The 24909-nt window shown below is 65.3% G+C and carries 22 protein-coding genes, 1 pseudogene and 1 riboswitch; of the genes and pseudogenes, 13 read left to right on the forward strand and 10 right to left on the reverse strand.

The features are described 5' to 3' along the window. The 5 genes from VTU_RS0111795 to metC all read right to left on the reverse strand — a co-directional run. A partial coding sequence (locus tag VTU_RS0111795; RefSeq protein WP_010104446.1) for an FAD-dependent oxidoreductase occupies positions 1-576 on the reverse strand: 576 nt, incomplete at its 3' end. 12 nt (positions 577-588) lie between these two features. Then, positions 589-1581, reverse strand: coding sequence for a Bug family tripartite tricarboxylate transporter substrate binding protein (locus VTU_RS0111800; protein ID WP_010104447.1), 993 nt, complete (start codon positions 1579-1581; stop codon positions 589-591). Between the two features lie 53 nt (positions 1582-1634). Beyond that, the gene (locus tag VTU_RS0111805; protein ID WP_010104448.1) at positions 1635-2414 is read right to left on the reverse strand and encodes an SDR family oxidoreductase; all 780 of its coding nucleotides are present in this window, start codon (positions 2412-2414) and stop codon (positions 1635-1637) included. 17 nt (positions 2415-2431) lie between these two features. Further along, positions 2432-3367, reverse strand: a complete 936-nt coding sequence (locus VTU_RS0111810) for a 4-hydroxy-tetrahydrodipicolinate synthase family protein (protein ID WP_010104451.1) — start codon at positions 3365-3367, stop codon at positions 2432-2434. Positions 3368-3411: 44 nt separating this feature from the next. Next, positions 3412-4617, reverse strand: a complete 1206-nt coding sequence (metC, locus tag VTU_RS0111815; protein WP_201766131.1) for a cystathionine beta-lyase — start codon at positions 4615-4617, stop codon at positions 3412-3414. A 270-nt stretch (positions 4618-4887) separates the two neighbouring features. Here metC and VTU_RS0111820 point away from each other — a divergent pair, with 270 nt between their 5' ends. From VTU_RS0111820 to VTU_RS0111865, 10 genes are all read left to right on the forward strand, one after another. Further along, positions 4888-7221 (forward strand): molybdopterin guanine dinucleotide-containing S/N-oxide reductase, encoded by a 2334-nt coding sequence (locus VTU_RS0111820; protein WP_010104455.1) that lies wholly within the window; start codon positions 4888-4890, stop codon positions 7219-7221. A 53-nt stretch (positions 7222-7274) separates the two neighbouring features. Then, complete coding sequence (locus VTU_RS0111825) at positions 7275-7733, forward strand: Lrp/AsnC family transcriptional regulator (RefSeq protein WP_010104456.1); 459 nt, start codon at positions 7275-7277, stop codon at positions 7731-7733. A gap of 498 nt (positions 7734-8231) precedes the next feature. Further along, positions 8232-10937: an Ig-like domain-containing protein gene (locus VTU_RS30715; protein ID WP_010104457.1), complete on the forward strand. Its 2706-nt coding sequence runs from the start codon at positions 8232-8234 to the stop codon at positions 10935-10937. Between the two features lie 352 nt (positions 10938-11289). After that, entirely contained in the window at positions 11290-12714 is a 1425-nt protein-coding gene (locus VTU_RS0111835) for an aldehyde dehydrogenase family protein (protein WP_010104458.1), read from the forward strand. Between the two features lie 81 nt (positions 12715-12795). After that, complete coding sequence (locus tag VTU_RS0111840) at positions 12796-14103, forward strand: MFS transporter (RefSeq protein WP_010104459.1); 1308 nt, start codon at positions 12796-12798, stop codon at positions 14101-14103. Next, on the forward strand, positions 14100-15347 hold the full coding sequence (locus tag VTU_RS0111845) for a mandelate racemase/muconate lactonizing enzyme family protein (RefSeq protein WP_010104460.1): 1248 nt from the start codon (positions 14100-14102) through the stop codon (positions 15345-15347). Before VTU_RS0111840 ends, VTU_RS0111845 begins: the two co-directional genes overlap by 4 nt. After that, a complete protein-coding gene (locus VTU_RS0111850) occupies positions 15344-16957 on the forward strand; it encodes a GMC family oxidoreductase (protein WP_010104461.1) in 1614 nt (537 codons plus the stop codon). The genes VTU_RS0111845 and VTU_RS0111850 overlap by 4 nt, the downstream gene beginning before the upstream one ends. A gap of 116 nt (positions 16958-17073) precedes the next feature. Beyond that, positions 17074-17514: a gamma-butyrobetaine hydroxylase family protein gene (locus tag VTU_RS0111855; protein ID WP_010104463.1), complete on the forward strand. Its 441-nt coding sequence runs from the start codon at positions 17074-17076 to the stop codon at positions 17512-17514. A gap of 181 nt (positions 17515-17695) precedes the next feature. Continuing rightward, a complete protein-coding gene (locus VTU_RS0111860; RefSeq protein ID WP_010104465.1) occupies positions 17696-18004 on the forward strand; it encodes a winged helix-turn-helix transcriptional regulator in 309 nt (102 codons plus the stop codon). Positions 18005-18044: 40 nt separating this feature from the next. Further along, on the forward strand, positions 18045-18818 hold the full coding sequence (locus VTU_RS0111865; RefSeq protein ID WP_010104467.1) for an SDR family oxidoreductase: 774 nt from the start codon (positions 18045-18047) through the stop codon (positions 18816-18818). A gap of 78 nt (positions 18819-18896) precedes the next feature. Here VTU_RS0111865 and rbp (VTU_RS0111870) read toward each other — a convergent pair whose 3' ends face one another. Together rbp (VTU_RS0111870) and rbp (VTU_RS0111880) are read right to left on the reverse strand one after the other, a co-directional pair. Further along, a complete protein-coding gene (rbp, locus tag VTU_RS0111870) occupies positions 18897-19403 on the reverse strand; it encodes an RNA-binding regulator (RefSeq protein WP_010104469.1) in 507 nt (168 codons plus the stop codon). Between the two features lie 237 nt (positions 19404-19640). Next, positions 19641-19973, reverse strand: coding sequence for an RNA-binding regulator (gene rbp / locus VTU_RS0111880; RefSeq protein ID WP_029554332.1), 333 nt, complete (start codon positions 19971-19973; stop codon positions 19641-19643). 237 nt (positions 19974-20210) lie between these two features. After that, a riboswitch (yybP-ykoY riboswitch) is annotated at positions 20211-20416 on the forward strand. Positions 20417-20422: 6 nt separating this feature from the next. Between rbp (VTU_RS0111880) and VTU_RS27000 the strand changes: the two are divergent. From VTU_RS27000 to metW, 3 genes and pseudogenes are all read left to right on the forward strand, one after another. Further along, positions 20423-20988 (forward strand): annotated as a pseudogene (locus VTU_RS27000) (TMEM165/GDT1 family protein). 135 nt (positions 20989-21123) lie between these two features. Beyond that, on the forward strand, positions 21124-22251 hold the full coding sequence (gene metX, locus VTU_RS0111890) for a homoserine O-succinyltransferase MetX (RefSeq protein WP_029554333.1): 1128 nt from the start codon (positions 21124-21126) through the stop codon (positions 22249-22251). After that, a complete protein-coding gene (gene metW, locus VTU_RS0111895; protein ID WP_010104476.1) occupies positions 22248-22832 on the forward strand; it encodes a methionine biosynthesis protein MetW in 585 nt (194 codons plus the stop codon). The genes metX and metW overlap by 4 nt, the downstream gene beginning before the upstream one ends. Positions 22833-22837: 5 nt before the next feature. Here the strand turns inward: metW and VTU_RS0111900 are convergent, their stop codons facing one another. The 3 genes from VTU_RS0111900 to VTU_RS27005 all read right to left on the reverse strand — a co-directional run. Next, the gene (locus VTU_RS0111900; RefSeq protein ID WP_010104478.1) at positions 22838-23758 is read right to left on the reverse strand and encodes an SPFH domain-containing protein; all 921 of its coding nucleotides are present in this window, start codon (positions 23756-23758) and stop codon (positions 22838-22840) included. A 58-nt stretch (positions 23759-23816) separates the two neighbouring features. Further along, positions 23817-24257 carry an NfeD family protein gene (locus VTU_RS0111905; protein WP_010104480.1) on the reverse strand — a complete coding sequence of 147 codons (441 nt, stop codon included), beginning with the start codon at positions 24255-24257 and terminating at the stop codon, positions 23817-23819. Positions 24258-24327: 70 nt separating this feature from the next. Further along, the coding region (locus VTU_RS27005) for a GspH/FimT family pseudopilin (protein WP_010104481.1) at positions 24328-24909 on the reverse strand (582 nt) is incomplete at its 5' end.

A 24909-nucleotide genomic window follows, 5' to 3' on the forward strand; every position in this document is an offset into this window, starting at 1 on the left:
GTGCAGGGCGCCGGCAACCTGCGCCACGCCATGCACCAGCGCCGGTTCCACGGCGGCCAGCTGGTCCGCGTCCAGCAGGCGCCAGGGCACGCCCGATTCCCCCACGGCCTGCGCCGACAGGCGGCCCAGTTGCAGTTCGGCCCGGGTGCGGAAAAGCTGCAACACGCCGCCGGCGTGGAAATCGAAGTCGTGGATCGGCGCTTGGGCAAGCACCTCGCGCAGGCAGCGATAGCTGTAGTGCGCAACGCGCTGCATGCACAGCTTGTTCGCGCGAAACCGCTGCGCAGTGCAATTGCGCATCCATTGCAGCACCCAGGCGATCTGGCGCGGGTCCGGACGCGGCGCGAAGCGGATCGGGGAATCGCTTTGCAGCGACAGTTTCAACACCCTGGAAATCATCCCCGGCGCCGCCCAGGGGCCGGCGAAACTCGGGCAGATGCCGCCGGCGTTGCCGAACGAAGTCTCCATGCCGGGCCCGGCCTGCCGATCGACGACGGTGACTTCATGGCCGTTCTTCCACAGGTAGTAGGCCGTGGCGACGCCAACCACCCCGGCGCCCAGTACGAGAACTTTCATCGCCGCGCCGGCCTATTCGATCGCAATGTGCGCGGCCTCGATCACGCCCTTGTAGCGCAGCGTCTCGGCGTCGATGAATTTCGCGAAATCCGCCGAGTTCTTGTACGCGGGGTCGAAACCGAAGGTCGCCAAGCGGGCCCGGATCTCCGGCAGCGCCATGATCTTGGCCGAGGACTCCTGCAACAGATCGAGGATCGGCGCGGGCAGCTTGGCCGGCGCCCACAATCCGTACCAGGAGTACAGCTCGAAGTCCTTCATGCCGGACTCGCGCAGCGTCGGCACGTCCGGCAGCAGGGGGCTGCGCTCGCGCCCCGTCACGGCCAGCGCGCGCAGCTTGCCCGCCTTGACGTAGGGCAGGGAAGACAGGAACGGGTCCATCATCGCCGAGACCTGTCCGCCGATCAGGTCCGTCAGGGCCGGCGCCGAGCCCTTGTAGAGCGCGAGCGGCATGCCCGTCAGCTGGTTCTCATGAAGAAACTGCGCGATGCCGAGGTGGCCCGCGGAGCCATACCCGCTGGTGACGAAGTTGTACTTGTCCGGCGTCGCCCGGACCTTGGCGACCAGTTCCTGGACGGTATTCGCCGGCACCTGGGGGTTGACGCTGAAAATCAGCGCGCCCTGGGCGAGCAGGCTCACCGGGGTGAAGTCCCGGACGGCGTCGAACTTCATCTTCCGGTACAGTAGCGGATTGATCGAATGGATCGACGCGTTGAGGTACAGGGTGTAGCCGTCGGGTGCCGCGCGGGCCACGTATTCCGCGCCGATCATGCCCGACGCGCCCGCGCGGTTCTCGATCACCACCGCCACGCCCAGCGTGTCCCTGAGCTTGTCCGCGTACAGGCGGGCCACCGAATCCACCGACCCTCCCGCCGGGTGCGGCACGACGATGGTCACGGAGCGCGCCGGATAAGCGGGCTGCGCCCAGGCGCCGGCGCAAGCCGCGCCCGCAAGACCGATGAAAGCAATGCTGTTGCCGAGAAAACGGCGGCGGATGGAAGGGCTCATGGTGTCTTTCGTATGGGTTGGGGCGTGGGGGGCTCGTCTCTTTTTGCTGGTCATCAGAAAGTGCCCGGGTAGCCGCCGCCGTCGATCATCAGGCTTTGCCCGGTGATGTAGCCGGCGTGCGCCGAGCAGATGAAGGCGCACAGCGCGCCCAGTTCCTCGGGCTGGCCGTAGCGTCCTGCCGGGTTGTTGCTGCCGCGTTCCTGCCAGAGCTGATCGAAGGACTTGCCTGCGGGCTCGAGCATGCCCCGGATATGGCGGCGTTGCGCGTCGGTGGCGAACACGCCCGGCAGCAGGTTGTTGATGGTGACGTTGTGGCGCACCGTCTGGCGCGCCAGGCCCGCGACGAAACCGACCAGGCCCGAGCGGGCGCCGTTGGACAGGCCCAGCTCCGCCTGCGGCGACTTGACGCTGCGCGAGACGATGTTCACGATGCGCCCGAAGCGGCGCTCCACCATGCCGTCCACCGTGCGGCGGATCATCTCGATCGGCCCGAGCATCAGGGCGTCGAGCGCCTGCTGCCAGTCATCGCGCGTCCAGTCGCGGAAGTCGCCGGGTTTCGGGCCGTCGGCGTTGTTGATCAGCAGGTCCGGCGCCGGGCAGGCGGCCAGGGCGGCGTCGCGCCCGGCCGGGGTGCTGATGTCGGCGACCACGAAGCGGACCGGCACACGCGTCTGCGCGCTGATTTCCGCCGCTGCCTGCGCCAGCGTCTCCCGGGTGCGCGCGGCGATGGTCACGTGCACGCCTTCCATCGACAGCTGCTGCGCGCAGGACCGCCCCATGCCCCGGCTGCCGCCGAACACCAGCGCGGTTCGCCCCCCGATGGCGAGATCCATGAATCGCCGCCCCGAAGCTAAACCGACTTCAGTTCGGCCGAACTCCAGCCGTACTTCTTGTCCAGTTCCAACTCGCGCACCACGCGCAGGCCCTTGAGCAGGGGCTCGCCCTGCAAGCCCTTGAGCGGCCTGCGCGGCTCGCCCGCGGGCATGCCGACGGCGCGCAGCAAGGACTTGATGGCCACCGGGTTGATCGCCGAATACGCGTAATGCAGCATCGGCAGCATGCGCAGATAGGTTTCGCGGAAGCTGATCGACACCTCGGGCGTGGTCCACGGGTTGGAGAGGACGGCGATCTCCGCCGGGGCGATGTTGCCGGTCATGTTCGCGGTGCCGTGGCCGCCCAGGCTCATGGTCGGCACGACCAGGCCGAGGTTGGGCGAATCGCAGCACATCACGGCGGCATCCGGACGGGCGCGCAGCACCTGCGCGACCTGGCCGACCCGCGCGGTGGACTCCTTGAGCACGACGTAGTTCGGGTGCTTGAAGATGCGCAGCAGGTGCTCCCAGTGCAGGTCGGTCTTCACGCGCGGCGGGTTGTTGTACAGGCCCAGCGGCAGGTCGGTGGCGTCGGCCACCTCCAGAAAATAGTCCTCGATGTCGGACTCGGCGGCGCAGATGTACGCGGGCGCGGCGAGGATCGCGCCGTCGGCGCCGTTCGCCCGGGCGAAGCGCAGGTAGCCGATGGTCGCTGCGGTGCTGTTGCCGGTGCAGCCGTAGAACAACTGCATCCTGCCGGACTTCATCTTGGCGGTTTCGACGATGATTTGCTCGCGCTCCTGCTGCGACAGCATGGAGACCTCGCCGGTCGATCCCATGATCAGGACGGCCGAGCTGCCGTTCTCCTCCTGGAAGCGCAGCAGGCTGCGAAAGCCCTCGAAATCGACGCTGCCGTCCTGGTTGAACGGGGTGATCAAGGCCACGAAGGACCCCTGAACTTTCATCTTTGCCATGGCAGTTCCTTGAAGGGTGGATATTGTTTCGCCTGCCGCGCGCCTCAGGCGCTGCGACGCTGCTGGTTGGAGGATTCGGCCCGCGCCAGTGCCGCAAAGCCCTGCTCCAGATCGGCGATCAGGTCGGCTGGCGCTTCCAGGCCGACATGCAAGCGCAATGCCTGCCCATGGTACGGCCACTGGGTGGCGCTGCGCTCGCCGACCGGATTGAACGGAATCACCAGGCTCTCGTAGCCGCCCCAGGAAACGCCCAGGCCGAACAGTTGCAGGCTGTCCACGAAGGCCTCCAGCGCGCCCGCAGAAACCGGGTTCAGGACCACCGCGAACAACCCGCAGGCGCCCCGGAAGTCGCGCTTCCACAGCGCATGGCCGGGGTCGCCGGGCAGGGCCGGGTGCAGCACCGCCTCGACTTCCGGGCGCGCTTGCAGCCACTGCGCGACTTCGACGCCGCCCTTCCAGTGCTGCTGCAAACGCACCGCCATGGTGCGCAGGCCGCGCAGCGCCAGATAGGCGTCGTCCGGCCCGGCGGTCATTCCCATGTCCTGGCTGGTGCGCTTGATCAGCGGCCAGGTTTCCTGGTTGCAGGTGAGCACGCCCAGCATGGCGTCGGAGTGGCCGACGATGTACTTCGTCGCCGCCTGCACCGACACGTCCACGCCGTGCGCGAAGGGCTTGAAGAACAGCGGCGTGCCCCAGGTGTTGTCCATCACCACGCGCGCGCCATGGCGCCGCGCCACCGCCGCGATGGCGGGAACGTCCTGGACCTCGAAGGTCTCGGAACCCGGGGACTCCACGTACACCACGCGGGTGTTCGGGCGCATCAGGGCCTCGATGCCCGCGCCGATGGTCGGGTCGTAGACGCTCACGTCGACGTTGAACCGCCCCAGCACGCGGGTCAGAAAGCCGCGCGTGGGCGCGTAGGCGCTGTCGGTCAGCAGCACGTGGTCGCCGGCCGCGAGCAGGGAGGTCAGGGCGGTCGCGCAGGCGCTCAGGCCCGAGGGGTACAGCAGCGCGCGGTAGCCGCCCTCGATTTCGGCGACCGCCTCTTCGAGCGCGTGGTGCGTGGGGGTGCCGAAGCGGCCGTAGGTGCTGGCGCCATGCTCATCCGCGGCGCGGCGCTTCTTCTTGTCCTCCCACGCGGCGAGGGAGGCGTGCAGGACCGTCGAGCCGCGGAACACCGGCGTATTCACCAGCCCGGCAAAGCGTTCGGAGTGCCGTCCGGCCAGCACCAGCCGGCTTTCTTCCTGCATCTGCATCATGGCCCGCTCCTTCTGATCGCACAATTCGATACGCAAAGTGTAGGGCGGAGGGGAGCAAATATTTTTTCTTTCTTGCTGCGGATCGCGCCGATAAAGGAAAAAATATTTCCTCTTTAGTGGATATGATGGTTTCCTATTTCCTGTCAACACGAGTTCAAGAAATGATTTTTCTCATCGGGTTCGACGCGGAGCGCCCCCGCCGCCCTGCCCCGCACACCGGACGGGGCCGCCTGAACCACCACGACCCGGGCGGTGGAGCGCATGAGCACGGACGTACAGCGCTTTCCCTCCCTGTCGCACTGGGGCGCGTTCACCGCCGTGGTGCGCGCGGGCCGCCTGCTGGCCTGCGAGCCCTTTGCCTTCGACTCGGCGCCCTCGCCGATTCTGCAAGCGATGCCCGGCATGGTGCATTCCAGCCTGCGCATTTGCCGGCCGGCGGTCCGCAAGGGCTGGTTGCAGCAGCGGCAGGCCAGCGACCGCAGCGCGCGCGGCAGCGAGGCCTTTGTCGAAGTGCCATGGGACACGGCCCTCGAACTGGTGGCCGAGGAACTCGCCCGGGTGCGCGGCGAGCACGGCAACACCGCCCTCTTTGGCGGCTCCTACGGCTGGTCCTCCGCCGGCCGCCTGCACCATGCGCGCACGCTCACGCACCGCTTCCTGAATGCCGGCGGCGGCTGCGTCCACCAGGCCGGCAACTACAGCTGGGGGGCGGCGCAATTCCTGCTGCCGCACGTGATTGGCACCCATGCGCCCGTGACCGGGCGGGTCACCGACTGGAACAACGTGGTGGCGCACACGGGCCTGTTCATCGCCTTCGGCGGCCTGCCGCTGCGCAATACCCAGATCACCTCGGGCGGCGCAGGCGAGCACTCGGCGGCGGACTGGTTGGCGCGCGCCGCGGCGGTGGGCGTGGAATTCGTCGTCGTCAGCCCCACGCGCTCCGATGTCCCGGCCGGCACCGGGGCCCGGTGGATACCGATACGCCCGAATACCGACACCGCCCTGATGCTCGCCATGGTGCACACGCTGATCGTCGGCGGACTGCACGCGCGCGATTTTCTCCAGACCCATTGCGTCGGGTTCGGGCCATTTTCCGCGTACCTGCTCGGGGAAACCGACGGCGTAGCCAAGGACGCGCAATGGGCGCAGGGCATCTGCGGCGTGCCCGCCGCCGAAATCCGCGCACTCGCGCTGCGCGCCGCCGGCAAGCGCACGCTGCTCAGCTGCGCATGGTCGCTGCAACGCGCGCACCACGGCGAGCAGCCCTACTGGGCGAGCATCGCGCTGGCGGCGGCGCTGGGGCAGATCGGCCTTCCGGGCGGCGGCTTCGCCTTTGGCCACGGTTCCATGAACGGGGTGGGCAATCCGCGCCCCGACGTTCCCGGTCCGGAGATGTCGGCGGGGCGCAACCCCACCGGTCGCGCGATACCGGTTGCGCGGCTCGCCGACATGCTGCTGCACCCGGGCGAACCGTTTGAATTCAACGGGCGCACGGAGGTCTATCCCGACATCCGGATGGTCTATTGGGCCGGGGGCAACCCCTTCCACCACCACCAAGACCTGAACCGCCTGGTGCAGGCCTGGCAAAAGCCGCAAACCATCGTCGTGCACGAGAGCTGGTGGACGCCCACCGCGCGCCGTGCCGACATCGTGCTGCCCGCCACCACCACCCTGGAGCGCAACGACATCGGCGGCTCGTCGCGCGACCGCTTCGTGCTGGCCATGCACCAGGCCCTGGCCCCGCACGCGCAAAGCCGCAACGATTTCGACATCTATCGGGAGCTGTCCGCGATCGCCGGGCACGAGCTGGCCTTCACCGAAGGGCGCGACGAAGGCCAGTGGCTGCGCCACATCTACGCCAGCATGCGGCAAAGCTGGCGCAAGGCGGGAATCGACGCGCCCGGCTTCGACGCCTTCTGGGAAGCCGGCCACTGGGAACTGCCCAGGCCGGATCGCGATTTCGTGCTGTTCGAAGCGTTCCGCCGCGACCCGCGCGTGTTTGCGCTGAAGACTCCATCGGGAAAAATAGAAATCTGCTCCCAACGGATTGCCGGGTTCGGTTACGCGGACTGCCCGCCCCACCCGACGTGGATGGCGCCGGTGGAATGGCTCGGCGCCGAGGCCGCGCAACGCTTTCCATTGCACCTGGTGAGCTCGCAGCCGGCGGACAAACTGCATTCGCAGATGGACGCGGGCACGGTGTCGAGGGCCGCCAAGATCAAGGGCCGCGAACGGGTCTCGATCGCGCCCGCCGACGCGGCCCGCCGCGCGATCGCCAGCGGCGATCTCGTCAAGGTATTCAACCGGCGCGGCGCCTGCATCGCGGCCGCCGTGGTCGATCCGGACACCATGCAGGGCGTGGCGATCATGTCCACCGGCGCCTGGTTCGACCCGGCGGGCCCGGCGCTCGAGCGCCACGGGAATCCGAACGTACTCACCATCGACATCGGCACCTCGCGCCTCGCGCAAGCACCCAGCGCGCTGTCGGCGCTCGTGGAGATCGAAAAATGGCAGGGCGCAGCACCGGCAGTGCGCGCCTTCGAGGTGCCGGAAATATCCGGCGCGCCGCCGTCGCCGCCAACCCGGCCAGCGTAGACCGGGCCGAACAACACGGCGCCGGGACAGGGCGCGCAGGCTCTCGCACGCATATGGACAAGAAAGACAAAGACATTCTGGCCATCCTTCAGGAAGACGCGACGCAGCCCGTGAACGCCGTGGCCGAGCGCGTGAACCTGTCGATGACGGCCTGCTGGAAGCGCATCCAGCGCCTGACCGACGAGGGCGTGATCCGCAAACAGGTCTGCCTGCTCGACCCCCGCAAGCTGGGCCTGGGCATCGTCGTCTTCGTCTCGATCAAGACCAGCCACCACGACGCGCAATGGCTGCAAAAATTCTCCAAGGGCGTGCAGGAGATCCCCGAGGTCGTCGAGTTCTACCGGATGAGCGGTGATATCGATTACCTGCTCAAGGTTCTTGTGTCCGATATCTCCGGCTACGACCTGGTGTACAAAAAACTCATCCGTATCGCCGAGTTGTTCGACGTCAGTTCGAGCTTTGCCATGGAAGAACTGAAATGCACCACCGCCGTTCCGCTGGACAAGGCGTAGGCGCATGCCGCAATCGCCCATGCCCGCGGTTGCCGGACGATCCGATGGATAGGCACATGTCTTACCGTTTACCGGCTATGAAATTGAAATCCGCCCCATACGATGCATCGCATGTCGGGTCGTCCCTCCTTCGCATGCATCGCATACCCGCGCAGTGGCAGGGGCTTGGCACGGCTTGAGCGCCGGGCATCCCCTGCGCCATGCCAACGGGCGCGGTTCCCGAACCAGCGGACGCTGCGCAACCGGCCTTGCCAGGCCGCAGGCGACTCGCAGGGGTGCGGGGTCATCAATGGGCGCCTGAAAGCGGCGTCGGCGAATGCACCACGGCAGACAAGCCATCGCTTGGCGCCAGAGGCAGGCATACGGGGTCGCTGCGCCATGCGGCCAAACCCGTGCGGGCACCCCGCCCCCATGAAGTAACGCCAATCACCGGCCACGTCCCCAGGGATATGCGCCCGAACCCCCGCCAACACCCACCCACCATCCAGGCCAGGCACCATGCGCGTCGATGTGAGCACCAGATTGGCCGACTCCAGCCTCCGGGCGGACGAGACCACGAACACCGGGCGCCCCACGCTCGCCGCGATCAACCCGATCACGATCGGCGACGACAAACTGGGCATGGGTGAGAGCACCACCGTCACCATCCGCTTCGCCGAAGCCATTGCGACCGACAGCTTCAGCATCGACGACCTGAGCGTGGGCGGTTATGCGAAGCTGTCCAACCTGCGCAGCACCGACGACGGCACCACCTGGACGGTCACGCTGACGGCCCCGGGGGAGGATGATTTCCGACGCACGAACTTCGACAGCAGCCGGTACAACTCAACGGGCAACCAGATCAGCGTCAACCTCGCCGGCGTGACCAACCCCGCAGGCAACGCCGGTGTGGGCCAGGCTGTCTCCACGATCACCTACGACATCGACGTCTGGGCGCCCGGCGTCACCATGACGCTGGGCGACAGCACTCTCATCGCGGACAAAACCACCACCGTCACCTTTAGCTTCGTCGAGCCCGTCACCGGCTTTAAAGAGTCCAACATCGATCTGTCAAAGGCCCACGGCACGCTGGGTCCGCTGACCGCCCTCGCAGATGGCAGGACTTGGACCGCCACCTTCACGCCCACAGCGAATATCAACGCTGCCGTCAACGAAATCCGCGTCAACTTGAGCGGCGTGACGGACTTGGCGGGCAACAAATCGACCGCCACCTCCTTCAGTAGCAACTACACCATTGACACCCGGCCCGGCACCACAGACCAGACATCCGGCCTGAGCGCACGCGTCAAGCTGACCGATGACCGCCTCACAACGGGAGAAAAGGCGACCGTCATCATCGCCTTCAACAAATCCGTCACCGGCTTCACGCGCGATGACATCGACCAGACCCAGGCCAACGGCACGCTCAGCGACCCCATACTCAGCGCCGACGGCAGAACCTGGACGGCCACCTTCACGCCCACGGACAACGTCATCGACGAGAGCAACACCATCCGCGTGAACCTCGCGGGCGTGACCTACGTCACCGGCACCACCAGCACCGCCGGTACCGGCAGCGCCACCAGCGACAACTTCATCGTGAACACCGCGCCACCTGCCGCCACGATCACGCTGGCCGATACCGCGCTCACAGCGGGCGAAACAACGACCGTCACCTTTACCTTCAACCAGGTGGTCCTCGGCTTCACGATCGATGACATCGTGCTTGACCCCAACACCAGCGCGCTCGGCCCGTTCACGACCGTCAACAACAAAACCTGGACCGCCACCCTCACCCCCAAGGGCGACGTCAGCGACGCGAGCAACACCATCCGCGTGAACCTCGCGGGCGTGGCCAACATGGCAGGCCGCTCCAGTACCGGCAGCGCCACCAGCGACAACTACACGGTCAACACCGTGCGGCCCACCGCCACCATCATGCTGGCCGATACGGCCCTCGCTGCGGGCGAAACAACGACCGTCACCATCGCCTTCAGCGAGGCCGTCAACGGCTTCACGCGCGACGACATCGTGTTCGACGCCACCACCGGCACGCTCGGCGAACCCACGACCAGCGACAACGGCACAACCTGGACAGCCACCTTCACGCCCGCGGCCAACGCCAACGACGCGAGCAACACCATCAGCGTGAACCTCGCGGGCGTAAACAACGCCACGGGCAACGCCGGTACCGGCACCGCCAGCAGCGACAACTTCATCGTGGACAGCACGCCCCCGCAGCTGATCACCACCGACGCCGCGCGCCCCAGGGTCAACGGCGATCAACTGGTGCTCAGCTACACCGACATGGGCCCGTTGGACGCGGACCCGGCGCGCAAGCCGGCCACCGAGGCCTTTGCGGTGCTTGTGCATAACGTCGCCAATGCCGTCACCCACGTCGCCGTCGATGCCCGGGCGAAGACCGTCACGCTCACGCTGACCACGGCGCTCACCTACCACGACCAGTCGGTGAGCGTCGCCTACAAGGATCCCACGACCGACAACGACACCAAGGCGATACAGGACGCCGCAGGCAACGACGCAGCCAGCTTTGGCGCCACGGAGGTGCTCAACGACACGCCGGCACGCACGCGCGCGCCCAGCTCCGAAGAACCGAATGCGGACCGCGACGGTGTGCCCGACGCGCAGGAAAATCAGGCCATCGGCCCCGCGGGGGCGGCCCCCGGCGACGGCAACGCGGACGGCATCCAGGACAGCGCGCAGGCCGCAGTCAGCTCCTTCGGCGCCACGACCAGCAGCCGTTCCGGCACCTCGGTGACCCTGGTCGCCGACAGCCAGGACGGCAAGGTCCACTCCGATAGCAACACCCGCATCACCAGCCTGGAGCAAGAGGCGGCCCCCGCCCGGACGCCCCGGGCGCTGGAGACGCCGATCGCGCTGACGAGTTTCCAGGCCGTGCTGGATACCGCTGCTGGCAGCAGCGAGACCTTCAGCCTGTACGTGGACCCGGAGATCGGCGCCAACGGCTACTGGCTGCAAGACAGCACCGGCACCTGGGTGAACCTGGCGAGCAGCCCTTACGGCGGCAAGACGGCGCTGGAAGGCGGGCGGCTGCGGCTGGACTTCTCGATCACCGATGGCGGGCCGTTCGACGCCGACGGCCAGGCCGACGGCAGCATCACCGCGCCCGGCGCCGCAGCGAAGATGCCGCTGTCCATCGTGGGACAGGCGTCGGACGTGGCGCATGACGGGTTCTGGTTCTGACTTGTGGAACTCTTTGCGGGGCGGCACACGGGGTGTCCTGCCCCGAAAATATCGGCACACGAAGCCGATGCCTTTTGCGCCATGGCGGCGTTGCCAATCCACGTGCTTGCCGTCGCGTAGATATCCGCGCGTGGCCACGTCCGGCCAGCCAAGCAAAAATACGCGCAGAGCATGCATGCCCAAATCAGATTGATGCATCTGATTTTTGTATTGGACGCAAGCGCTGATCACGCCAAGGATACGCTCTGCCAAAACCTGCGGCAGCGTGCGTCAACCAAGACACGCGGGCAGTGGAACGCAGATTCTCCCCGCTGCCAACTTGACCGGGCCTTGAGCAGTTTCAGAGAACCGCATGCAAACCTATTGCAATTTCATCGGCAATCGTTTTGTTGGGAACACCGATGGCGAGGTCATCATCGTCCGCAACCCGGCCACCGGGGAGCCGGTCGCGCAGGCCGCGTGCGCCAGCCCGCAGGTCGCGCTGGATGCCGTCAACATCGCTGCCAAGGCGCAGCAAGCGTGGCGCAATCTGAGCGCGGCCGAAAGAGGCGCTCATTTGCAGAAACTGGCGGACGCCCTGATCGCGCAGGCACCGAGCATAGGCGCGGCATTGGCGCTGGAATCCGGCAAGAGCCTGCAGGATGCCGTCAACGAAACGCGGTACGCCGCGGAGATCACGCGCTACCACGCCGAATGGGCCCGGCGCATCGAGGGTGAAATCATCCCCGGCGACAACCCCGAAGAAAACCTGTTGCTGCACCGCGCGCCGATCGGCGTGGTGGCGTGCCTGATCCCGTTCAATTTTCCGGTCTACACCTTGCTGCGCAAAATCGCGCCGGCGCTCATTACCGGAAATACCGTGGTGGTCCGTCCCAGCAATCACACACCGTGCTCGGCGTTCGAGATTGCGCAGGCGATAGGGATTGCCGGTCTCCCGGCCGGTGTCGTGAACATTCTGGCGATGAGCCATGCCACGGCAGCCATGCTGTGCACGCAGGCGCCAGTCGGCATGATTACCCTGACAGGCAGCGTCAATGCCGGCCGCCAGGTGCTCGAATACGCCAAGGCGAACATCGCCAAAATTTCGCTGGAACTGGGCGGAAAGACCCCGGCCATCGTCGCGTCCGACGCCAATCTGGAGCAGGCTGCCCGGGAAATCGCCGCATCCGGAACGACCCACTGCGGGCAGCTATGTACCGCCGTCGAGCGGGTCTACGCCGAGCGCAGCGTCCACGCGCCGCTGCTGGCTTTGCTGAAAAAGGAGTTGGCGGCGTACCAGCCAGGCAATCGTGCCATGCACCCCGAATGCATGGGCCCACTGATCAGCGATGCAGCGCGCCACCGTGTCCACGGCATGGTCGAGCGCGCAGTCGCGGCTGGTGCCACGCTGGAACTCGGCGGCGTGCTGCCACCGGGGCCGGGTTATTTTTATCCGCCGACCTTGCTGAGCAACTGCCGTCAGGACGCTGAAATCGTCCAGGAGGAAGTCTTCGGGCCGGTGTTGTGCATGCTGCCATGCGACGGCATGGAGCACGCGCTGGAGATGGCCAACGACCATCAGTTCGGTCTGTCCTCGGTGCTGTACACGGAGAATTACCGCACAGCGATGCGCTTTGCCAACCGGATCGAGGCCGGGGAACTGTACGTGAACCGCACGCCGGCGGACCCGTATCAGGGCTACCACGCGGGCTGGAAACGCTCCGGTCTGGGTGGAGACGACGGCAAGCATGGCATGCTGGAATTTACCCAGACACGTCTGGTGGTCATGAAGTACTGAATGGAGGTGCCAAGCCAAGGGTGCAACAAAGGCAGCAACCGCAATACCAACGATGCCGACGCATAACAAAAGGACGAGACAATGCTTGATGACACCCTGCCACAGGCGCGCGGAATGCCCACGCCCCCGCGGAATCTGGCGCGCTATTTTCAGTTTTTCTTGTTGCTGCTGGCTGCGGGGGCGATTTATCCGCTGCTGTACCTGCGCCAGAATTTCGAAGCCAGCGTGCTCGCCGCTTTTCGCATCACTGCCGCGGATCTCGGTCGCTGTTACACCATGCTGGGCATCGTTTATGCCGTGACCTATCTGCCCAGCGGCTGGCTCGCCGATCGATTTTCGCCACGCATACTGACCAGCTTCTCGCTGGTGCTGGTAGGGGTCTTGGGTTTTTGGTTCGCCACGTATCCGGGCCATGTCGCGCTGCAATGGATTTTCATCGGCTGGGGACTGGCGGCAGGGCTGACGTTCTGGGCCTCGCTGATCAAGGGCGTGAAACTGCTGGCAGAGGCCTCGGAACAAGGGCGTTTCTTTGGCATCCTGGATGGTGGGCGTGGCCTGATCGAGGCCATGCTGGCGACGGTGGCGGTGGCCTTGTTCGCCGCAGCGGGCGGCGACGATGCACCGCCGCAGGAAGCGTTGCAGCCGGTGATCTACATGTATTCCTTCACCTGCCTGGGGATTGCGCTGCTGATCTTCATTTTCGTCGAACAGGAAACACAAGCGCAGCCTGCCGTGGCAGCGGCTGCCGGTGCGCGGAAAGTCAGCAGCCAGCTATGGCAGGACTTGAAAGTCCTGGCCGCGATTCCGCGCCTGTGGGGGGTGGCGTTGGTCATTTTTTGCGGCTACCAATTGTTCTGGGCCACGTATTCTTTTTCCGCCTATCTGCAAGAGGGCTACGGAATCAGCGCGCTTGCCGCCGGCGTCATCACGGTCATCAAGCTGTGGATGCGTCCCATCGGCGGCATCGGCGCCGGTTTTCTGGGCGACCGCTACGGCAATGAAGGAATGCTGTTCTGGAGCATGCTGCTGGCCTCGATCGGGCTGATCGCGCTGGCGCTGTTCCCGGTCGGCGGCGGCATGTATTTCATGCTGTTGATCGTGATGCTGATAGGCGTCATGACCTACGCCGTGCGGGGTCTGTACTGGGCGATTTTGGACACCTGCCAAGTGCCCAGGCAAATCACCGGTTTGGCCATCGGCATCGTCTCGGTGATCGCCTATTCGCCGGACATCTTCCTGCCCATGATCAACAGCGCGATTGCCCGTCACTACCCCGGCGCACCCGGCTACAAACTGTATTTTGCCTATATCGCGGCGAGCGGCCTGCTTGGCACGGCAGTTGCGTTCCATTTCAAGTATTCAGCCAAGAGGGACAAGGTGCAGCCATGAAAGTCGTTTCGATGAAATCCTACGCCGTCGCCGTGCCGCCACCATACTTTGGTGGCATGTACTGGATCTTCGTGCGCTTGAAGACCGATTGCGGCATTGAGGGGGTGGGCGAAGTCTACGCATCCACTTTCCATCCCAAGGTGATTTTGCCGGCCATCGACGATGTCTTTGAGCGGTATCTGCTGAATCATGATCCGCACCACATCGAGCGCTTCTTCCGTGCAGCGTATTCCAGCGGTTTCACCCAGCGGCCCGATCTCACCATGATGGGAATCGCCAGCGGCCTGGAAATGGCATGCTGGGACATCATCGGCAAGGCCGCGGGCAAGCCGGTGTACGAACTGATCGGCGGCCGCGTGCACGAGCGCCTGCGTTCCTATACCTACCTTTATCCGAAAAACTCCAAAGGCGAATACGACTACGATGACGTCGATCTGGCGGTGGAATGTGCAATGGATCTGATGAAGCAGGGGTTCACCGCGGTCAAATTCGATCCAGCCGGTCCGTACAGCGTGTACTCAGGCCACCATCTGTCGCTGGAAGTGATCGACAAATCAGAAGAGTTTTGCAAAAAAATCCGTTCTGCCGTCGGCAACAAATGCGATTTGCTGTTCGGCACGCACGGCCAGATGACACCGGCGTCGGCGGTGCGGCTGGCGCATCGTCTGGAAAAATACGACCCGCTGTGGTTCGAAGAACCGGTGCCGCCAGGACAGGCCGACGCCATGGCGATCGTCGCCGGCAAGACCAGCATCCCGGTCGCGGCGGGTGAGCGCCTGAGCACCAAATACGAGTTTTTCGATCTGCTCAACCGCGGGGCCGCCTCCATTTTGCAAATGAATCTGGGCCGCGTGGGCGGTATCCTGGAAGCCAAGAAAATCGCCGGCATGGCCGAGGCTTTCTACGCCCAGATTGCACCGCATCTGTACAACGGCCCGGTCGGTGCTGCCGCCAGCATTCAGCTGGCGACGGCGACGCCCAATTTCCTGATCCAGGAAAGCATTCTGACCTGGCAGGGTTTCCACGCCGAGCTTCTGAAAAAACCCATCCAGTGGGAAGATGGTTTCATCATCCCGTCACGCGAGCCGGGCCTTGGCATCGAACTGAACATGGACGTGGTAGAAGCCCATTCGCCCTATACCGGCACCAAGCTGCATATCTCGATGGACCCCGAGCCCTTCGATGTCAAGCGCCAGTCCAACGACAATTGGAAGAAGCGCTGGCGCAATGAGAAAGCACAGTGAATTTCGATTTCATCATCATCGGTGCCGGTTCGGCCGGCTGCATTCTTGCCCACCGCCTGAGCGAATCGGGCAGGCACAGCGTGCTATTGCTCGAAGCCGGCGGTCAGGATACCTCATGGTGGCTCAGGCTGCCGATCGGTTTTGTCAAGACGTACTACGACCCGCGTTATAACTGGATGTACTACAGCGAGCCGGAAGCGAAAATATTCTGGCGCCGGCTGTATGCGCCGCGTGGCAAGGTGATCGGCGGTTCCGGCGCGATCAACGCGATGGTTTATGTGCGCGGCCAGCCCTGCGATTTCGACGACTGGGAGGCTGCCGGAAATCCCGGCTGGGCCTATCGCGACGTGTTGCCGTATTTCAAGAAGCTGGAAAGCCATCCGTTGGGTGAAACGCCACTGCGTGGCGGCCGTGGCCCGATCGGCATCACGCAGATGAAACAGGCCGCGCATCCGATTTGCCATGATTATCTGCAAGCCTGCGCGCAGGCCGGCTACCCGCTCACCGACGATTTCAACGGTGAGCACTTCGAAGGCGCTGGCATCTACGAAGCCAATATCCGCAGCGGCATGCGCGATTCCAGCGCTGTCGCCTATCTGCACCCGGCCCTGGGGCGCGGCAACCTGCAGGTCGAGACCGACGCTGTGGCCGAACAGATTTTGTTTGACGGCAACCGGGGTGCCAGCGGTGTGGTGGTGCGTCAGCGCGGCCAGTTGCGTACATTTCGTGCCCGCCGGGAGGTCCTCCTTGCTGCGGGCGCGGTGGATTCACCGAAATTGCTGCAATTGTCCGGCGTCGGCGACAGCGCATTGCTGGCGCGCCATGGTATTCCCTTGCGCCACCATTTGCCCGCAGTCGGTTGCAACTTGCAAGACCATCTGTGCGCTTCGTTCCATTTTCGCGCCAAGCGCAAGACGCTGAATGATGAACTGGGTTCGTGGTATGGGCAGATCAAAGCCTGCATGCAATACCTGTTCAAGCGCTGCGGACCGCTGGCGCTCAGCGTCAACCAGGCGGGCGGGTTTTTCAAAGGCAGCCCGCAGGAGCGCAACCCCAACATCCAGCTGTATTTCAATCCGCTGTCCTATACGATCCCGGAAAATCCCAAGGCCCGTCTGAAACCGGATCCGTATTCCGGATTTCTGCTGTGCTTCAATGCCTGCCGTCCCAGTAGCCGCGGCAGCATTGAGATTGCTTCGGCCGATGCCGCCGTGCCGGCAGCGATACGCCCGAATTATCTGAGCACGCAAAAGGATCGCGATGAAGCGGTGCAGGGCGCGCGTCTGGTTCGTGAGTTGGTCCAGACGCCGGCTTTGTGCGCTCTGATTGCCGAAGAAGTCAGTCCGGCCAGCAGCGTGACCGACGCCGCCAGCATGTTGCAGTTCTTTCGTGAACGAGCCGGCTCGATCTATCACTTGTGCGGCTCCTGCGCGATGGGACCGGACCCGGAGACGGCCGTGGTGAGCGCGGCGCTGAAGGTGCATGGCGTGCGGGGCCTGCGGGTCGTCGATGCGTCGGTGTTTCCGAACATCACGTCCGGCAACATCAATGCCGCCACCATGATGGTGGCGGAGAAAGGGGCAGCAATCATCCTGGACGAGCATGGCTGACCGTGGCTGCCGTGGGCGGGGGTAGCAGGGCGTGAATCGGTGATACTCGCCCCATGCCGACACCCCCCGACACTTATCGGGCAGGCGGTCGTTCGGGTTCAGGACAAGGAAAATCCATGGCCGGTTTGACAGCGGGCGCGCCCACGCCGCAGGCCCTCACGGTGCACGAGAAATCGCGGGTGCTCGAAGCGGTGTTCTCCGACGGCGCCCGATTCCGCATCCCCTTTGAGCTGATGCGCGTGTATTCGCCATCGGCCGAGGTGCAGGGCCATGGGCCGGGCCAGGAAGTGCTGCAGACCGGCAAGCGCGAGGTAGGCCTGCTGGGGCTCGAGCCGGTGGGCAACTACGCCGTCAAGCCGATCTTCTCCGACGGCCACGAAAGCGGCATCTTCACCTGGGACTATCTCTATGAACTGGGCCAGCAGCAGGATGCGCTGTGGGCCAGGTACACGCAGCGGCTGGCCGCCGCTGGCGTGGACCGCGATGCGCCGATGCTGCGCGCCGCAGCAGGGGCCCATGGCTGCGGCAGCCGCCCCGATGCGACCGATCCGGATTAGGAGCCTGCACCTGCGCCGAGGCGGCCGTCGGCTTCCTCGGTGCTGCTCCCTTGGCGACAGCTGTTGCAGCTACTAAACTTGTAGCGAAACAGGCTCCGCGCTATAGTGGTTCCGGCGGATTGGCGGACCCGCAAGTCCTGCTACGAACTTTGATCCACCATTTGCGCAAGGAGGTGCGTCCATGCGTGCCAAAGAAAATGCCGCCATCAACCAGCTTTTCGAAAAACTCGAATGCCGTTATGCGCTGCGCGTGCTGTGGGCCCTGAAGGACGGCCACCCTCAGACCTTTCGTCTGCTGCAAGACAGCGTGGGCGGAATCACCCCGAATACGCTGAATACCCGCATCAAGGAATTGCGCGAAGCAGGCTTCGTCGATCATGGCAGCGAGGGCTACGTCGTCACCCCCTCGGGGGCCGATCTGCTCCGGCGCCTGAGCGACGTTCCGGCCTTCGCCTCCCGCTGGACCACCGGCCGGATGAAGACCGTTTGAAAGCCCGGTGAATCGTTTGACCCGCTGCCAACCCCTGCCCATGGGCCTTGTTTTCATCACGGGCGCGTCCAGCGGAATTGGCCAGGCACTGGCCCTGCGCTTCCACCGGGCGGGCTACCGTCTGGCCCTGGTGGCACGCCGCAGTGCCGAGCTCAGCGCGTGGGCGGACGCAGAGAAAATAAGCGCCGACCGCTGCGAAATCTATGCGGCAGACGTCACGCGCATCGAGAGCATCGTCGCCGCCGGACAGGAGTGCATCGCGCGCCAGGGCCTGCCCGATGTGGTCATCGCGAACGCCGGCATCAGCGTCGGCATGGATAGCGCGGTGCGCGGCGATATCGACGTGATGGCGCGCACCTTTGCCACGAATACCGTCGGCATGGCCGCCACGTTCCAGCCGTTTGTCGCCGCCATGGTCCAGCGGGGCAGCGGCACGCTGGTCGGCATTGGCAGTGTGGCCGCAATCCGGGGTCTGCCCGGGCATGGGGCGTACTGCGCGAGCAAGGCGGCGGTCGTCAGCTACTGCGAAAGCCTGCGCGGCGAACTGCGGGCGCACGGGGTGCGCGTGGTCACTCTGTTGCCAGGCTATGTGGATACCCCGCTCACACGCCGGAACCGCTACCGCATGCCCTTTTTGCTGCCTGTGGGTGATTTTGCGGAGCGCGCGTTCGATGCCATCGGCGCGGGTGCGAGCTACCGGGTCATCCCCTGGCAGATGGCCGTGGTGGCGAAGCTGCTGCGCGGGATGCCGAATGTGCTGTTCGACAAACTGTTCGCGGGCCGCCCGCGCAAGCAACGCCACGGCGAGCAGTAGCCGCTGCGTCTGCGCTGGGTGTGTGGGGGTTTGCGCGCCCCTGGGAGGAAGCGCGCGGGGTCGGCGGGAGAGCGGTTTTCAGTAGCCGCTGTTGCGGCCGCCGCCTCCGCCACCACCTCCGCCGCGGGGGCCCGAGCCGTAGGGGCTGCGGAAACCGCCCTCGCCGCGGCCACCACCACCCCCGTAGCCGCCGCCACCGCCTTCGCGGCCGCCGCCACCATCACGACCGCCACCGTAGCCACCACCGCCACTGCGACCGCCGCCGTAGTTGCCACCACCGCCGCCGCCCCCCCCTCCACCACCACCCCCGTAGCCACCGCTGCGGGGTGGACGGGGCTCCATGGGACGGGCTTCATTGACGACGATGCTGCGGCCGCCCAGAGGCTGGCCGTTCATGCCGGTGATCGCGGCCTGGGCCTCTGCGTCGCTGCCCATTTCCACGAAGCCAAAGCCCTTGGATCGACCCGTGTCGCGCTCCATCATGACCTTGGCGCTGGTCACGGCGCCGAATTGGCCAAAAGCCTGTTCCAAATCGCCGTCACGCACCGAGTACGGCAGGTTGCCGACGTACAGTTTGTTGCCCATCGAGGGACTCCTCAAAAACACGTGGAAAAAGCATCTAAGCGATGGAGTCCCGAAAACGCAGCCAGCTAATCTCAATGACGCTCTCAGCGTGAAACTGACGGATCACCGCAAACTTGGGGTGCGGGGCAGGCCCGCCGCCCATTATGGGCCATACTTTTGCGGAAAAAGCAAGCCGCGATACATGCTGTGGCAGCCCCCTGGGCGTCGGCAGACCCCGGGGATTGCTGCCAAGGTTTTTCAATAGCTGCTGCGGCCACCGCCGTAACCACCACCGCCGCCACCGCCGCCACCCCCATAGCCGCCGCTGCGGGGAGCGCGGGGCTCCATGGGGCGCGCTTCGTTGACCACGAGGTCACGGCCGCCAAAGCTTTGGCCATGCACGCCGCGGATTGCGGCCTGCGCCTCGGCATCGCTGCCCATTTCGACAAAGCCGAAGCCCTTGGAGCGGCCGGTGTCGCGTTCCATCATGACCTTGGCGCTACCGACCGAGCCGTACTGGCTGAAGGTCTGTTGCAAGTCTTCGTCGCGGAAAGAGTAGGGCAGATTGCCCACGTAGAGTTTGTTGCCCATGAAGGACTCCTGAAAAAAACATGAAAACGCGATGGAGCCCGACGCAATCAACAAACCTGTGACGACTTCAAAGACGCGAAACCGACCATTCACCGCTGAGCCAAGTCTCCGTGCCCAAGCACGAAAACTCGGCAATTATCGATCACTTCGTGCAAGCCGTGGCATTTTATTTCTGCTGCGCACGCCAAAAGCAGGAATTGCGTGGTTTTGCAGTGCTTTTCCGGGTAAGTGGGGTAGACTGCGCGGGTCTTTGGGGAGTAGCCCGCCCGGCACCGTGTGGCAAGGCCATGCGCCGGGGGCATGCGTCAACACACTTGGGCCGTTCCGGCCCATGGCGCATGCGGTTTTCGAGCTGGGCGAGACCATTGACTGCACGCCGATCCACAGTGCCGGAGTCGGGGTGCAGTCAATGCGTCATCCATCCATCCGGCCGGATAGGACCCCTCCCCATGGAAGCCTTTTTCATTTCCACGGCCATCGTCGCGCTTGCCGAGATGGGCGACAAGACGCAATGGCTGGCGCTCGTTCTTGCCGCGCGTTTTCGCAGGCCCTGGCCCATCGTGCTCGGCATTTTGGCCGCCACACTGGCCAACCATGGCCTGGCTGCGGCCGTGGGGGCCTGGGTCACCGCCTTCGTGGGTCCGCAGATGCTGCGCTGGATTCTGGGCGCATCGTTCTTTGCCATGGCGGCGTGGATGCTGATCCCCGACAAACCCGACGCGGACAAGGCCGGAGGAACTCCGCGCTGGGGGTGTTTGGCACCACCGTCGTGGCGTTCTTCCTGGCGGAGATGGGCGACAAGACGCAACTCGCCACGCTCATGCTGGCCGCGCGCTACGACGCCACCCTTTGGGTGGTGGCGGGCAGCACGCTGGGCATGGTGCTGGCAAACGCCCCGGTGGTCTGGTTCGGCGAGCGCATCACCCGCAGGCTGCCGATCCGCGTGGTGCATCTGGTTTGCGCCGTGATTTTTCTGCTGCTGGGGCTGCTGGCGATGTTTGCGCCTGCGCCGTGATGGGCGCGGCGGGCGCTTTTGGTATATTTGCCGCACGCGCCGATTTGCCACCGCTTGCGGGCGCTCTATAAATCCTGCTAAAGACCCGACCGACATCTCCGCCCGGCCTCGTTCTTAGCGATGCCGGGTTTTTTTATGCCGCTCATTGCCACGCCCCAGACCATGCATTTTCCGGACGCGCTGCCGCTGCAAAGCGGCGCGGTGATCCGCGACTACCAACTGGCGTTCGAGACCTACGGTCGGCTCGACGCCGTCCGCTCGAATGCCGTGCTCGTATGCCATGCGCTCAACGCATCGCACCACGTGGCGGGCGTCTACGCCGGGCAGGACAGGAGCGAGGGCTGGTGGGACAACATGATCGGCCCCGGCAAGCCGGTGGACACCGAGCGCTTCTTCGTCATCTGCGTGAACAACCTGGGTTCCTGCTTTGGCTCCACCGGGCCCATGCACCGGCACCCCGACACGGGCGCGGTCTACGGCGCGGACTTTCCCGTGGTCACGGTGGAGGACTGGGTGGACGCGCAGGCCCGGCTGCTGGACCGGCTGGGCATCGGGCAACTGGCCGCCGTGCTCGGGGGCAGCCTGGGCGGCATGCAGGCGCTGTCCTGGACGCTGCAATACCCCGAGCGCGTGCGCCATGCGGTGGTGGTCGCCAGCGCGCCCAATCTCACGGCCGAGAACATTGCCTTCAACGAAGTGGCCCGCCGCGCCATCGTGACCGACCCGGACTTCCACGGCGGCCATTTCTACCGCCACGGCGTGATTCCGAAGCGCGGGCTGCGCATCGCACGCATGATCGGTCACATCACGTACCTCAGCGACGACGTGATGAACGAGAAGTTCGGCCGCCAGCTACGCGCGGGACTGGCGCTCAAATACAGCACGCAGGACGTCGAGTTTCAGATCGAGAGCTATTTGCGCTACCAGGGCGACAAGTTCAGCGACTACTTCGACGCCAACACCTACCTGCTGATCACGCGGGCGCTGGATTACTTCGATCCGGCCCGCGCGCACGACGGTAGCCTGGCCCGCGCGCTGGCGCGGGCCAGCGCGCGCTTTCTGCTGGTGAGCTTCAGCACCGACTGGCGCTTTGCGCCCCGGCGCAGCCGCGAAATCGTCAGGGCGTTGCTCGACAACTGCCGCAGCGTGAGCTACGCGGAGATCGACGCGCCCCACGGGCACGACGCCTTCCTGCTCGACGACGCCCGCTACATGGGGGTGATGCGCTCTTATTTCGATGGCATTGCAAAGGAGCTGCCATGACCGGCAAAGCCACCATGGAAGCGCTGGCGCGTCTGGTGCCGCAGGGCGCGCGCGTGCTCGACCTGGGCTGCGGCGACGGCGCCATGCTCGACTACCTGCAGCGTGCACGCGGCTGCAGCGGCTACGGCGTGGAGATTGCCGACGCGAACGTGCTTGCCTGCGTGCGGCGGGGCGTGGACGTGATCCAGCTCAACCTGGACGAAGGACTGGCCCTGTTCGACGACGACTCGTTCGACGTGGTCCTGCAGATCGATACGCTGCAGCACCTGCGCAACGCCGAGACCATGCTGCGCGAGACCGCGCGCGTGGGCCGCACGGGCGTCGTCGCCTTCCCCAATTTTGCGCACTGGCCAAACCGCATGTCCGTGCTGCGCGGGCGCATGCCCGTGACCCGCCGCCTGCCCTACCAGTGGTACGACACGCCCAACATCCGCGTGGGCACGTACAAGGACTTCGAGGTGCTGGCCACCAAGAACAGCCTGCGCATCCTGGAGTCGTTCGGCCTGCAGGATGGGCGCACTGTGCGCTGGCTACCCAATGCCCGCGCGGGCACGGCGGTGTTCCACTTCGAGCGGGCCTGAAGGAGTCAGCTGCCCTTGGGTGTCGTCTGGAGCATCTTCATGGCCGAGCCAAGCAGCGCCGCCACCTCGGTCATATTGCTCGGCACGATGAGGGTGGTCGTGGCGTCCGACGCCACCTGGCTGTAGGCCTCGATGGCTTTTTCGGCGACCTTGAGCTGGACCGCCTGCTCTCCGCCGGGCTGGCGGATGGCGCCGGCCACCCGCTCGATCGCCTGCGCCGTGGCTTCGGCAACGGCCTTGATGGACTCGGCCTCGCCCTGCGCCTTGTTGATGACCGCCTGCTTCTCGCCCTCCGAGCGCGCAATGAAGGCCTCGCGCTCCCCCGTGGCGATGTTGATCTGCTCCTGGCGGCGGCCCTCGGAGGCGGCAATCAGCGCGCGCTTCTCGCGCTCTGCGGTGATCTGCTGCTGCATGGCGTGCAGGATTTCCTTCGGCGGCGTCAGGTCCTTGATTTCGTAGCGCAGCACTTTCACGCCCCAGTTCAGCGCCGCCTCGTCGATGGCCTGCACCACCTGGGCGTTGATGATGTCGCGCTCTTCAAAGGTCTTGTCCAGTTCCAGCTTGCCGATGACCGAGCGCAGCGAGGTTTGCGCCAGCTGCGTCACGGCCACGATGTAGTTCGACGAACCGTAGCTCGCGCGCATCGGGTCCGTGACCTGGAAGTACAGGATGCCGTCCACCTGCAACTGGGTGTTGTCGCGGGTGATGCAGACCTGGCTGGGCACATCGAGCGGGATTTCCTTGAGGCTGTGCTTGTACGCCACCTTGTCGATGAAGGGCAGCAGAAAGCTCAGCCCCGGCGTGAGGGTGCCTGCGTATTTGCCCAGGCGCTCCCTGACCCAGGCGTTTTGCTGGGGAACGACCTGGACGGAACGCGCGATGAAGATCACGGCAATGATCAGGAGGATGATGGCAAGGATTTCCATGAAAAAACTTTCTTTGCTGGCAAACAGGGGAACGGGGAACTCGGGGGGCAGTTGGCAGTTAGCGTGCCGTTTCCTGCAGCGGGTCGACCAGCAGGCGGCTTCCCACCAGTTCCACGACGCGGTGCCGTCCGGTGCAGGGTGTGGCATCGGGGCGGTGGATGGCGGTCCATTGGGCGCCCCGGTACTTCACGGTGGCCGTGCCGTCGGTGCCCCAGCGCTCGATCAGGACGGTCTCGCCGACGTCCAGGTTCACACTGTGCTCAGAAGGAGCACGGGGATCTCCAGGGCGTTTCTTCTTCAGCTGGTAGCAGGCGAGCAGCGCCGCGCTGGAGACGATGGCGGCCGCTGCCGTTTGCAGTGCCGCGGACAAGCCCAGATGCGCCGCAAGGGCAGCGGCAACCGACCCCAGGGCCAGCATGAGCAGATAGAACGTTCCGGTGAGCAGCTCCGCCACGACCACGGTCCCCGCTATAAGCCACCAGATGGTGGAATCCGCCATGTTGGAATTCCTTTGTGTGCATGTTTTCAGGATCCCCATCCCGGGCGCTCCGGGGCAGGGGAGCCGCAGTTTACTCTGCGCCAACTTGTCGGGTCGTCGAGGCGGGGCAGCCCGCGTGCCCGGGTTTGCAGGTTCTCACCCTGCCCGTGCGCGCCACGACGATGCGCCGTGTCTCCTCCCGCACGCGGGCAGGGGGTACGTCGGTGCGTGCAATCGACAGGCTCAGGGCCACGGGCGCCCCGCCCAGGTTCGTGGAGTAGCCGGAGCTGTCGAATTTGACGTAGGGGGAGGCGCCCGCGGCAGTGTTGTTCCCGGTGACGTTGAAATGGCTCTTCACCGCTCCCTGGACCTGCACCGTGATGTCCGCGGCGTGCGTGTACACACTGTCCCGGTTGGCGTCCACATAAACGACCCAGCCGCTGTTCCAGCCCGTGCCGCGCGGCCGGACAAAGGCATTCTTGCCGGTTTTCAACGCCTCCCACCGGGCCGCGTTGATCGAGGCCAGGAGCGTGTTCGTGAGCGCGCTGAGCTCGGAGTTGCGCTGATACTGCACAAGGCTGGGCGCCGCCAAGCCCATCAGCACCGCTGCCAGCGCGACGCTGAGCAGCAGCTCGATGAGTGTCCAGCCGCGATCAATGCGCTGGCCGGCGTG

The organism is Verminephrobacter aporrectodeae subsp. tuberculatae At4 (assembly GCF_000193225.1).
GTDB lineage: Bacteria > Pseudomonadota > Gammaproteobacteria > Burkholderiales > Burkholderiaceae_C > Acidovorax > Acidovorax aporrectodeae.

What these genes read in the sequence shown, in the direction of transcription:
- VTU_RS0111835 (WP_010104458.1), top strand. Translation starts at nt 11,290, where the DNA reads ATGCAAACCTATTGCAATTTCATCGGCAATCGTTTTGTTGGGAACACC.
- VTU_RS0111805 (WP_010104448.1), bottom strand. Translation starts at nt 2,414, where the DNA reads ATGGATCTCGCCATCGGGGGGCGAACCGCGCTGGTGTTCGGCGGCAGC.
- VTU_RS0111865 (WP_010104467.1), top strand. Translation starts at nt 18,045, where the DNA reads ATGGGCCTTGTTTTCATCACGGGCGCGTCCAGCGGAATTGGCCAGGCA.
- VTU_RS0111810 (WP_010104451.1), bottom strand. Translation starts at nt 3,367, where the DNA reads ATGGCAAAGATGAAAGTTCAGGGGTCCTTCGTGGCCTTGATCACCCCG.
- VTU_RS0111845 (WP_010104460.1), top strand. Translation starts at nt 14,100, where the DNA reads ATGAAAGTCGTTTCGATGAAATCCTACGCCGTCGCCGTGCCGCCACCA.
- VTU_RS0111820 (WP_010104455.1), top strand. Translation starts at nt 4,888, where the DNA reads ATGAGCACGGACGTACAGCGCTTTCCCTCCCTGTCGCACTGGGGCGCG.
- VTU_RS0111825 (WP_010104456.1), top strand. Translation starts at nt 7,275, where the DNA reads ATGGACAAGAAAGACAAAGACATTCTGGCCATCCTTCAGGAAGACGCG.
- metX (WP_029554333.1), top strand. Translation starts at nt 21,124, where the DNA reads ATGCCGCTCATTGCCACGCCCCAGACCATGCATTTTCCGGACGCGCTG.
- rbp (WP_010104469.1), bottom strand. Translation starts at nt 19,403, where the DNA reads ATGGGCAACAAACTGTACGTCGGCAACCTGCCGTACTCGGTGCGTGAC.
- VTU_RS30715 (WP_010104457.1), top strand. Translation starts at nt 8,232, where the DNA reads ATGCGCGTCGATGTGAGCACCAGATTGGCCGACTCCAGCCTCCGGGCG.
- VTU_RS0111855 (WP_010104463.1), top strand. Translation starts at nt 17,074, where the DNA reads ATGGCCGGTTTGACAGCGGGCGCGCCCACGCCGCAGGCCCTCACGGTG.
- rbp (WP_029554332.1), bottom strand. Translation starts at nt 19,973, where the DNA reads ATGGGCAACAAACTCTACGTGGGCAATCTGCCCTACTCTTTCCGCGAC.
- VTU_RS0111860 (WP_010104465.1), top strand. Translation starts at nt 17,696, where the DNA reads ATGCGTGCCAAAGAAAATGCCGCCATCAACCAGCTTTTCGAAAAACTC.
- metW (WP_010104476.1), top strand. Translation starts at nt 22,248, where the DNA reads ATGACCGGCAAAGCCACCATGGAAGCGCTGGCGCGTCTGGTGCCGCAG.
- VTU_RS0111900 (WP_010104478.1), bottom strand. Translation starts at nt 23,758, where the DNA reads ATGGAAATCCTTGCCATCATCCTCCTGATCATTGCCGTGATCTTCATC.
- VTU_RS0111800 (WP_010104447.1), bottom strand. Translation starts at nt 1,581, where the DNA reads ATGAGCCCTTCCATCCGCCGCCGTTTTCTCGGCAACAGCATTGCTTTC.
- VTU_RS0111905 (WP_010104480.1), bottom strand. Translation starts at nt 24,257, where the DNA reads ATGGCGGATTCCACCATCTGGTGGCTTATAGCGGGGACCGTGGTCGTG.
- VTU_RS0111840 (WP_010104459.1), top strand. Translation starts at nt 12,796, where the DNA reads ATGCTTGATGACACCCTGCCACAGGCGCGCGGAATGCCCACGCCCCCG.
- metC (WP_201766131.1), bottom strand. Translation starts at nt 4,617, where the DNA reads ATGCAGGAAGAAAGCCGGCTGGTGCTGGCCGGACGGCACTCCGAACGC.